This is a genomic window from Agrobacterium sp. MS2 (assembly GCF_003261015.1).
Lineage (GTDB): Bacteria > Pseudomonadota > Alphaproteobacteria > Rhizobiales > Rhizobiaceae > Agrobacterium > Agrobacterium pusense.
Map to the genome: position 1 here is coordinate 1 of NZ_QLNF01000031.1, position 9,714 is coordinate 9,714.

Genomic DNA, 9,714 nt, shown 5'->3' on the forward strand with positions numbered 1-9,714 from the left:
GGTGTCGGCAGCCTGAATGTTTACCGAAGGGTCTTCCCTGATCGCGGTATGAGGGCATGCGCCGGTTTCAACGCCGATAACCAGCGTTTCCTCGATGAGGCCACTCGCCTTGACCCGCAACGCGTCCTCCAGGGTGACCAGGTCATTGGTGATGACCGCAGGCTTCAGCCCCGCCTCGTGGATAAGAGGCAGGAGACGCTCGATAAGCCTCGTCTTCCCGGAGCCCACCGGCCCCCCGATGCCGATACGCACGGCTTTTGCAGACATGAATCGCTCCTATTTCAATGTGTAGAGAGGCCCAAGCGGCAGTTTGGTGGCGGGCAGCGACGTGCAATGTTCACCGTCCACTTCCACTTGGTAGGTTTCGGGATCGACCGTTACTCTTGGAGCTTTGTCGTTCCAAAGCATGTGTTTCTTGGAAAGCTTTCGGGTTCCGGAAACAGCCACGCATCGTGATCGCAGTTCCAGCTTTCCGGCAATGTCGTGGTCGAGTGCCCGCTGCGACACGAAGCGTACCGAAAGCGACTGGACGGCGCGTCCGAACGAGCCCCACTGAGGCCGGTAGCGCAGCGGCTCGCAGCAATTGAGTGACGCGTTCGCCTCACCCATCACTGCCATAACCGGAAAGCCCGACTTGAAGACGGCCTCCGGCTTGATGCCGAACAGCCCCGGCTTCCAGAAAACGAGGTCGGCCAGCTTGCCGGGTTCGATCGAGCCAACATATTTGTCCACGCCAAACATCCGCGCGGGATTAATGGTGTACTTGGCGATAAAGCGCTTGATCCGGGTATTGTCATTACCACGACCGCTATCCTCCGGCAGAGCCCCGCGCTGTATCTTCATACGTGAAGCTGTCTGCCACGTACGAGCGATTGTTTCGGCAATGCGGCCCATGCCTTGGGAATCGGAACCGATGGCGCTGATTGCGCCGATATCGTGCAACACGCCTTCCGCGGCAATAGTTTCGTGCCGAATCCGGGATTCGGCAAAGGCAATGTCTTCGGGCAATCTCGGATTCAGGTGATGGCTGACCATCGCCATGTCGAAATGCTCGTCGAATGTATTGATGGTGTAAGGGTTGGTCGGGTTGGTCGACGAAGGCAGCACGTTTTCGAAGCCGCACACCTTGATGATATCGGGCGCATGCCCTCCGCCAGCCCCTTCGACATGGTAGGCATGGATGGTGCGGCCATTGATGGCCTTCAAGGTCCGCTCCAAAAAACCGAACTCATTGAGCGTGTCGGTGTGCAATTGGATTTGCACATCCGCTTCATCAGCAGCTACCAATGCAGAATGGATCGCAGCGGTTGTCGCACCCCAATCCTCGTGAATTTTCAATCCGGCAGCCCCAGCGTCGAGTTGCTCGAGAAGGGGGGCGCTACTGTCTGACGCAGCCTTTCCGAAGAAGCCGAAGTTAAGAGGAAAGACCTCGGCAGCCTGAAGCATGAGTCCAAGATTGACCGTGCCGGTGGAGGCGATCGGAACCGTTGTGGCTCCAAGCCCGCCGCCGAACAAAGTGGTGATGCCGCTGGACAGCGCCTCTTCGCACTGACCCGGGTCGATGAAATGAACGTGGCAATCGAGCCCCCCTGCCGTGACGATCAGGCCCTCCGCTGCGCGAACATCGGTGTTGGTGCCGACGATCAATCTTGGGTCCACCCCATCCATGATCCGCGGATCTCCGGCCTTGCCAATACCGGCGATCAAGCCATCCTTAATCCCGATGTCCGCTTTGATTATCCCCAGGACTGGATCGATGATCGTGGCGTTGGTGATGACGAGATCGAGCGCCCCGCCCGCCGCGGTGATGTGGCCATGACAGCCAGTGCCCACTCTTATGGTTTTTCCAGCTCCGAACACGAGCTCGTCTCCCGGCACCAAAAGATCTCGCTCGACTTCCGCCCAAAGTTCGGTGTCAGCGAGACGCACCCGGTCTCCGGTCGTCGGTCCGTACAACTCGACATATTGACGACGCGACAGAAGCTTAGCCATTTTGGGCTCCCCTGAAACCTTCGGCCGCTGCGCGTGCGATTGCCCTGTGTTTTACCTCCGGATCGTCCAGGAGACCTTCCGTCAGGCTGTTGAGCCCCTCCACGCGTCGGTCGCCTCCAATGGCAACAAGATCCACGGTTTTCTCATCCCCTGGCTCGAACCGAACCGTCGTTCCAGCTGGAATATCAAGACGGAAGCCGAACGCTGCAACCCTATCGAAATCCAACTCGGGGTTTACCTCAAAGAAGTGGAAATGAGAGCCGATCTGAATGGGGCGGTCGCCCATGTTGCGAACGACGACCTGTGTGGTCGCGCGACCCACATTGATTTCTATCCCGTCTTCCGCCAAGCGGTAGCAACCCGGCTCCTCTTCCTCTTCGACATCCTGTGGTGGGCTTACGGGGTCGTGCACACAGACGAGCTTTTGTCCGTCTGGGAACATAGGTTCGACCATCAGCATTTCGAGCAACGATACGACGCCCGACTGAACTTCCTCAGCGTTCAGTATGGTGCGGCCAAATGCCATTAATTCCGAAACGGACTTCCCTTGCCTAGCTCCCTCATGGATAGCGTCGGCTATTATCGCCCTCGCCTCCGGTAAGTTTAGTCTCAGTCCGCTGGCCCGGCGGCGCCGTGCCAGTTCGGCTGCGACAAAAACCAGAAGCCTGTCACTTTCTTTTTTGGTCAGGTACACTGGATATCCTCCGAACTTCGGAATTCCTCAGGAGCGATCAAAGGCTTAGATGCGCTAGGATTTTTTTAGGGGTTTCCGTAGCCTGGGTATTTCCAGACCCGGATATTTTGCCTTTATCTAGCAGGACGTATCTATCGGAAACGGCACACGTGAAGGAGAGATTCTGCTCAACAAGCAGAACGGCGACGCCCAGACGATCCCTTTCCGCTTGGATGATCTTCACGAGATTGGAAATCACGGACGGCTGCAGACCCTCGGTTATCTCGTCGATCAGAAGAACCTTGGCTCCCACGGCCAGTGAGCGCGTCATCAGAAGCATCTTCTGTTCGCCGCCACTTAGCGTCCCGGCTTTTTGCCGCAAGCGATCCAGCAGGAACGGAAAGCAACGGCTGATCGTGTCCCTTGCCTCGCTCCAGTCCGCCGAACCACGCAATGCCAAACGAATATTCTCTTCGACTGTAAGGTCCTGAAACAACGCCTTTTCCTGCGGTATGTAAGCTACGCCAAGCCGAGCAATTTGATGGGGCTTGCCGTCGCTGACCGATTGCCCGGAGAGCGAAACGGTGCCGGAGAACTTGGGCAAATATCCCATGATTGATTTGAGAAGCGTGGTCTTGCCCATACCATTCTTGCCAACCACGGCAAGAATTTCACCGCGGTCGATCGCCAAATCCACGTCGCGGACAACGGGGGCCTGTCCGTACCCCGTGGTGAGACCCTTTAAGGCGAGAACTGTTTCCGTCATAGTCAACTCTCCTCAGTGCCCAGACCCAGCGTAGACCGATTTGACGAGCTCGGAATTCACCACCTCATCAACCGAACCATTAAGAACAATCCGGCCTTGATGCAGGACAATCACCCGCGAAGAAATCTCTCGGACGAAATCCAGATCGTGCTCCACTAGCAAGATGCAGAGTTGTTCTGTTCTGGCGAGTTCGGTCAGGATCGTTCCAATACGCGTACGCTCAGCCTTTGTGAGACCAGCCGTCGGCTCGTCCAGAAGAATGACCTTGGGCTCGAGCGCAAGCACCATCGCCAGCTCCAAAGCTTGCTTCTTTCCGTGCGACAGCACCTGCGCAGGTACGTCCAGGTCATTATCCAGACCGGTCGCCCGGACAATATGCAAAGCAGACTGCGGAAGGCTACAGACATCGGATTTATGCCACTTAGATAAGCCATCGAGCCGGGCTCGCGCGATCTGAAGGCATTCTCCCACGGTCAATGTGTCGAAAACATTGGCCATCTGGAATTTGCGGCCGACCCCAAGACGCACACATTGGTCCGGCGGACGATGTCCGATGTCCACGCCGGCGACTGATATCGTGCCACCACTACGCTTCAAGCCGTCTGCTATACAGGTCATAAGCGTGGTCTTGCCCGCTCCATTGGGTCCAACGAGGCTGACGATTTCGCCATAGCTAGCTTCGAAATCGATGCCAGACAGGACCTCAAGACTGCCGAAGTGCTTTTCGACACCGCTCACCACAAGGGCCGTTCCCTCACCATCGTTAGCCGCAGTGGGGCTACGCTCGCTTGCCTTGCGCAGTTGCATCGGCGCGCTCTCCTTCGATTGCTCCCCGATGATGAGCCTGCGAAGCCAATTCATGGATTTCGCAACCACCGGCAGGAGGCCGCGTGGCAAGGCTACGATTACCGAAACGAAGATGACGCCTATGACCAGCTTCCATATGAACGGGAAATCGCCCTGAAGGTGTGCACTCGCATAGTCAATGATAAGCGTGCCGATAACAGGCCCAAACAGCGTACCGCGTCCGCCTAGCGCGACCCAGATCAGAAGTTCCGTTCCGAACACAAACCCAGCGATCTCCGGCGCAACCACCATCGTATAATTGGCATACAACCATCCAGCGATTGCACCTATTCCCGCGCAGATGAGAAAGACGACCGCTTTGATATGCGATGTATTCAACCCGAGATACTGGCAACGCTGCTCATTTTCCCGGATGGCAACTAGAAGTCGACCGGCATCACTGCGCGTGTAAAGCCATGCCGCGCTCGTCAAAATGACCAGCCAAGCTCCAACAACCCAGAACCAAGCTTCTATGCTGAGAGGAATGGTCTCGAAACCGGTAAGACCGCTGCTGGACCCGGTAAAGGTCCCGCCGGAAAACAGAAGTTGGGTTACAACAATCGGCAAGACAAGTGTGATAACCGAAGCATATAAATCCGTTGCACCATGCCAAAAGGCAAGAAACGCAACCAACCCGGCCATCGCCACGGCGACCGCGATACCGACTACAAGAGCAGCAACCGCTAATTCGGCGGAAAAACCCTGGTAGGTAAATATCAGGGCGGTGACATAAGCGCCTGCCGCAAAGAATGCCGACTGTCCAAAAGTCAAAACTCCAAGGTAACCCCAGAGAATGTCGACAGAGAGAGCAATAGACGCATATATCATCGATCTTACAAGAACGTTGACCGAATACTCGTCTATAAAGAAAGGCGTAACGCCAACACCGATCAAAGCTATGGCTGCTACAACGACCATCCTCGTGAGCGGGCTCGCCCGTGGCCGAAGGCTATGCGCTTCGCCCCATTCCTTCACGTTTACATCACTCATAAGAAAACCCCTGCGGTCGAATACGGAGAATTACAGCGGCAAGAGCCGCAATTGTCATGCCGCCCAGGACTGCCCCGAAATAACCACTGACAATCACCTGCGCCCCGCCCAACACAACACTTGCGATGGCTAAGCTATAAAGAGATGAGCCCGATACAAGCACAAGCATGAAGGCGCTGATCAGCCAGGCAGTTCCCATATCCGGATAGACGCTCGATAGAGGCGTTATGAAAGCGCCGGCAACCGCGGCCAAACCAGAGCCAAGGGTAAATGTAACAGTGCGAACGAGCCCGCTATTTATTCCGAGTCCGCGCGCAAGATCTTCATTCATGATAACAGCGCGCGTAGAGAGACCTAATGATGTACCCTTGAGTATCAAGGTCAAACCAAGGCCCAGCAGCAACGCGAGAACAGTTAGTACCAGCCTGTAGGTCGAATATGACTCACCAACGAGACTGACCACACCCCGGACCGGAGGCTCAGCGAAATGAACACCACGGTCGAAGACAAGAGTGATGATCTGCCCGATGATGATACTCAGCCCCCATGTGGCCAGGATAGCATCGAGCGGCCGATTGTATAACGACCGTACAACAACACGCTCCATACCGAGACCAACGATCGCACCGAAGACCGCCGCCAGAGGAATGCCTATCCAAGGGTTCAACCCAATTGCTGTGGCAATAACGGCGGCGTATCCGCCAAGCGTCATCAATCCGCCGTGCGCGAAGTTGATAAGCTTCATAACGCCGGATACGAGGAGCAACCCCAAAGCCACAATGTATAATATTGCGGCGGTTGTGATGATGTCTAGTAACATTGAAATCATCTACGTCTCCGAGATTCCCATACTGGGAACAGTAAAAATTCCACCCGAATGGGGAGAGCGCCCATTCCTACTTGCCCTTTAGTTTTATTTAGGCGAGGCGACAATGTGATCTGGAACAGATAGGCGATATGTCATGTATGCCGTATATTTAGATCAGGACATTGCTCGTCAGGATCGCTCTACATTTCGGGCGCGATTTGATGATATTCGTAATGCCTTGAGCATCTCACTGAGTGAGATACATTGTCAGCGGAGCGTGCCGTTGCCTCGACACCTGCACCGGACCTCTAGGATCATCAAAGGTTACTTCATTCAAAAGCCTTGACCACTGCGTCCATAGCTCAGTCGCGGCAAACAATACCAAAATTCTCTTTAGCGCTGTTCTCATTGCGTTCCCCTTTACGGTTCTCACCTCCTTCGAGGGCTAAGACCGAATATGGACAGAGCCGTCGTCGACAGTGAAATACCCGCCGCCTCTGAAAGAACTCGCACACATCCAAAACATCGTCAATGATAAACGTATTTTTTTGTTGCTAGGGTCGAAACCCATTGATCATGTTGATTTGCTGCGGCAAATCGGATTCAAGATTTCCAATCAATGGATTGGAGGCTTGAATGGGGCGCTTGTTTTGGCTGTCGGACGAGCAATGGGCGGTCATTGAGCCCCTGTTGCCGAGGAACAAGGGCGGGGCTCGCCGGGTCGATGATCGTCGAGTGATCTCCGGCATCATCCACGTTCTCAAGGTCGGCTGCCGGTGGTGCGATTGCCCGGGCGACTATGGCCCTTCGACCACGGTCTACAACCGCTTCAACCGTTGGTCTCGCAAACGGTTCTGGACTGAATTGGTCGAGGCGCTCGCGACGTCTGGCGCAGTCACCAAAAGCACCTCCATCGACAGCACCTACGTCAAGGCGCACCGCTCGGCCCATGGCGGCAAAGGGGGGCGAAAAATCAGGCTATCGGACCTTCGCGCGGCGGGCAAACCACCAAAATCCACGTCCTCACCGACGTGATCGGTCGCCCTTTTGCATTCATGCTAACCGGTGGCAATGCAGCAGACAGCCCGGTCGCGCCACACTTGCTGGCTGGTCTGAAGGGTGCGCGATATCTCCTTGCGGACAAGGGATATGACGCCAACAGTCTGCGAAAGCGACTGCGCCAGTCCGCAATCGTCCCCGTGATACCTGGCCGTTCAAATCGCACAAGGCCGATCCGATACGACCGCGAACGTTATAAGAGCCGCCACCTCATCGAGAACGCCTTCTGCCGACTGAAAGACTTCCGACGCGTCGCAACGCGTTACGACAAGCTTGCCAGAAACTTCCTCTCCGCAGTCGCCTTGGCCACCCTAGTCGCGTTCTGGCTATGATTGAGTCTGAACCCTAGGCGCTGGTAAACCAAGCTTTTTATACCACTGATTCCGCGAGGTGTTAACAAAGCGATATGCGTTGCCCGAACCTGATGCACATCGTCGCAAGCGTTTGGCGGGCGTACCGTTGCTCCTCCTGTGAAGCCATAAAGACGAGCCGCGCACCGGTTAAGCCGAGCGGATGGCGCCCGTCCTCCGGGTTCACATGGGGAGCATCGTAGGGCAAGCCGAGTTCCGGTAGGCAGGCGAGATCCTGTGCGGTGAAAGCTTCGTTGAGTTCCACAAAGCGATATCATTTACAGCAGTTGATCGTAGCACGGTCCCTTGGCAGTTCGTGCTGCCTTCATCACCGCGGTTGCTGCGGAGAGCGAGAACTCGAGACTTTAATCAGGGATAACTGCCGTGCCGTCAATCTCAACCAGCCAGTCTGGACGGGCCAGGGCGCTCACAACCAGGCCTGTGGAAACGGGATGAACTCCTTTTATATATTCGCCCATGGTCCGATACACCGCCTCACGGTGCCGGACATCTGTAATGTAGACGACGACCTTTACGAGGTGATCCATCGTGCCGCCGCATTCCTCGATGAGCTGCCTGATGTTCTGCATCACTTTGCGAGTCTGTTCGACGGGGTCATGGCTGCCGATGTTGCGGGCCGTATCCAGATCCTGCGGGCACTGCCCGCGTAGATAGATCGTCCTGCCACCGCGGGTAACGACCGCCTGGCACAGATCGTTGTCGAGCTTCTGCTCGGGATAGGTATCCTTGGTATTGAACGTACGGATTCGGGTATGTTCCATCATGATCTCCACTGGTTTGACCGAAATTGATCAGAATGCGAGCCGTCGGTCTTACCGCACGGCAGGTCCGGGCTTGATGCTGCCGTCGGAGAAGCGCTCCAGCCGGTACGGGGCCAGTTCGTCCGGCCGCGCCGTGCCGGCGACCATGTCGGCAGTCAGGCGGCCCGCCGCCGGGCCGATACCGAAACCATGGCCGGAATAGCCTGATGACAGGAAGAGTCCCGGAATGGCTGCTATGGGCGATATGACGGGCACGGCGTCGGGGGTGACATCGATGACGCCCGCCCATTTATGAGCCACCTTGGCCTTTGCAAACATCGGCAAGGCCGCCGATGCGATCTTGAGCCCGGCCTCGAGATTGGCCTCGTCGACCGGCGGGTCCCACATGCGGACCGACTCAAATGGGCTTTTCTGATCGTTTCTCCACGATCGCTTCCACTGGAATCCCTTGAACGAGGCGCCGGACACCCGCAGCTTCACGCCGGTATCGGCGAAGGCGAGGTGACGGAAATCCCACAGGAAGCGGAAGCTGCTGGGTGTGATTGTATGGATTTCGCCGCCATAGCGCAGCACGTTGTAGCCGCCATCCACCCGCTTGCGCGTGATGAAACCCGATCCGGTCAGCGATGGCGTGAGCGGTGTCTCGCCGGGCTGCGTGCATTGCGCGGAGGTGACGACTGCCAGCTGCGGAAACCGCACCCGCAAGTTCCCAAGGAATTGGCTGCTCCACACGCCGCCTGCGACGACGACGGCGCCGCATTTCACCGTGCCCTTCTCCGTCACCACCGCGGAAACCCGGCCGGCGCTTGTCTCGATGCCCCGGACCGCATCTCCGATCGAGATGAAGGCGCCAGCGCGCTGGGCCGCGCGTGCGAATGCCGGCGCAGCCAGTTGCGGCTCGGCGCAGCCATCGGCTTTGGCGTAGACGGCGCCTTGCCAAGAGCGCGCGGCACCTGGCAGCAACGCGGCAACCTCGGCGGAATCCAGCACCTCGGCTTTTGCGCCAAGAGGCTCCGCCGATTTCAACCACTCCGAGTTCTTGGCCAGTTCCTGCTCATTGTTGCACAAGTAAACGACCCCGTTGCGCCGGAATCCGACGTCTGCGCCAAGGAGTTCCTCGGAGCGATCCCAGATTTCCATTGCTTCCAGCATGAGCGGAAGCTCACGAAGATCGCGGCCCAACGTCCTGCACCAGCCAAGATTTCTCCCCGATTGCTCTCCTCCGATGATCCCCTTTTCGCACAGCAGGACGGAACGACCTTGTCTACGGAGAAAGAATGCCGTCGCAGCACCCACAATGCCGCCTCCGATGATAACGACATCAACCTCGGCCGGTCGATCAGGGTTCGACGCGACGCTATCCATGGGGGGCATCATGAGTTATCTCTCCATCAAGTGAGCCTTCGGCCTATTCGACCTTTTGGCCTTATGCATTATCGGCGGGGGGG

Annotated in this window: 10 protein-coding genes; 1 reads left to right on the forward strand and 9 read right to left on the reverse strand. The window is 56.8% G+C overall.

Going from position 1 to position 9,714, the window contains the following annotated elements; genetic code table 11:
- From DOU54_RS12995 to DOU54_RS13020, 6 genes are all read right to left on the reverse strand, one after another.
- On the reverse strand, positions 1–267 hold a 267-nt coding region (locus tag DOU54_RS12995; protein WP_146617358.1), incomplete at its 3' end, for a GTP-binding protein.
- A 9-nt stretch (positions 268–276) separates the two neighbouring features.
- Positions 277–1,992, reverse strand: a complete 1,716-nt coding sequence (gene ureC, locus DOU54_RS13000; RefSeq protein ID WP_113731361.1) for an urease subunit alpha — start codon at positions 1,990–1,992, stop codon at positions 277–279.
- Entirely contained in the window at positions 1,985–2,686 is a 702-nt protein-coding gene (locus DOU54_RS13005; protein ID WP_056242616.1) for an urease subunit beta, read from the reverse strand. The genes ureC and DOU54_RS13005 overlap by 8 nt, the downstream gene beginning before the upstream one ends.
- 37 nt (positions 2,687–2,723) lie before the next feature.
- Positions 2,724–3,431 carry an ABC transporter ATP-binding protein gene (locus tag DOU54_RS13010; protein ID WP_113731362.1) on the reverse strand — a complete coding sequence of 236 codons (708 nt, stop codon included), beginning with the start codon at positions 3,429–3,431 and terminating at the stop codon, positions 2,724–2,726.
- 12 nt (positions 3,432–3,443) lie between these two features.
- Positions 3,444–5,267 carry a branched-chain amino acid ABC transporter ATP-binding protein/permease gene (locus tag DOU54_RS13015; protein WP_113731363.1) on the reverse strand — a complete coding sequence of 608 codons (1,824 nt, stop codon included), beginning with the start codon at positions 5,265–5,267 and terminating at the stop codon, positions 3,444–3,446.
- Entirely contained in the window at positions 5,260–6,096 is an 837-nt protein-coding gene (locus DOU54_RS13020) for a branched-chain amino acid ABC transporter permease (RefSeq protein WP_113731364.1), read from the reverse strand. The genes DOU54_RS13015 and DOU54_RS13020 overlap by 8 nt, the downstream gene beginning before the upstream one ends.
- A 615-nt stretch (positions 6,097–6,711) precedes the next feature.
- Between DOU54_RS13020 and DOU54_RS13025 the strand changes: the two genes are divergently transcribed.
- Positions 6,712–7,466 (forward strand): IS5 family transposase gene (locus tag DOU54_RS13025; protein WP_408004544.1). Its coding sequence is split into 2 segments (ribosomal slippage): positions 6,712–7,044 and positions 7,047–7,466, totalling 753 coding nucleotides; the frame shifts between segments, so codons are not numbered across the junction.
- Between the two features lie 61 nt (positions 7,467–7,527).
- Here the strand turns inward: DOU54_RS13025 and DOU54_RS28455 are convergent.
- The 3 genes from DOU54_RS28455 to DOU54_RS13040 all read right to left on the reverse strand — a co-directional run bounded on the left by DOU54_RS28455 (position 7,528) and on the right by DOU54_RS13040 (position 9,643).
- Positions 7,528–7,749 carry a hypothetical protein gene (locus DOU54_RS28455; RefSeq protein ID WP_113731366.1) on the reverse strand — a complete coding sequence of 74 codons (222 nt, stop codon included), beginning with the start codon at positions 7,747–7,749 and terminating at the stop codon, positions 7,528–7,530.
- Positions 7,750–7,849: 100 nt separating this feature from the next.
- Positions 7,850–8,266 carry a RidA family protein gene (locus DOU54_RS13035; RefSeq protein ID WP_006472531.1) on the reverse strand — a complete coding sequence of 139 codons (417 nt, stop codon included), beginning with the start codon at positions 8,264–8,266 and terminating at the stop codon, positions 7,850–7,852.
- A gap of 51 nt (positions 8,267–8,317) precedes the next feature.
- Positions 8,318–9,643, reverse strand: coding sequence for an NAD(P)/FAD-dependent oxidoreductase (locus DOU54_RS13040; RefSeq protein ID WP_006472530.1), 1,326 nt, complete (start codon positions 9,641–9,643; stop codon positions 8,318–8,320).
- Positions 9,644–9,714: the final 71 nt, after the last annotated feature.

Bases quoted from the DNA above. Each gene is read 5' to 3' on its own strand.
- ureC (WP_113731361.1), bottom strand. From the start codon at position 1,992: ATGGCTAAGCTTCTGTCGCGTCGTCAATATGTCGAGTTGTACGGACCG.
- DOU54_RS13010 (WP_113731362.1), bottom strand. From the start codon at position 3,431: ATGACGGAAACAGTTCTCGCCTTAAAGGGTCTCACCACGGGGTACGGA.
- DOU54_RS13015 (WP_113731363.1), bottom strand. From the start codon at position 5,267: ATGAGTGATGTAAACGTGAAGGAATGGGGCGAAGCGCATAGCCTTCGG.
- DOU54_RS13020 (WP_113731364.1), bottom strand. From the start codon at position 6,096: ATGATTTCAATGTTACTAGACATCATCACAACCGCCGCAATATTATAC.
- DOU54_RS13035 (WP_006472531.1), bottom strand. From the start codon at position 8,266: ATGGAACATACCCGAATCCGTACGTTCAATACCAAGGATACCTATCCC.
- DOU54_RS13040 (WP_006472530.1), bottom strand. From the start codon at position 9,643: ATGATGCCCCCCATGGATAGCGTCGCGTCGAACCCTGATCGACCGGCC.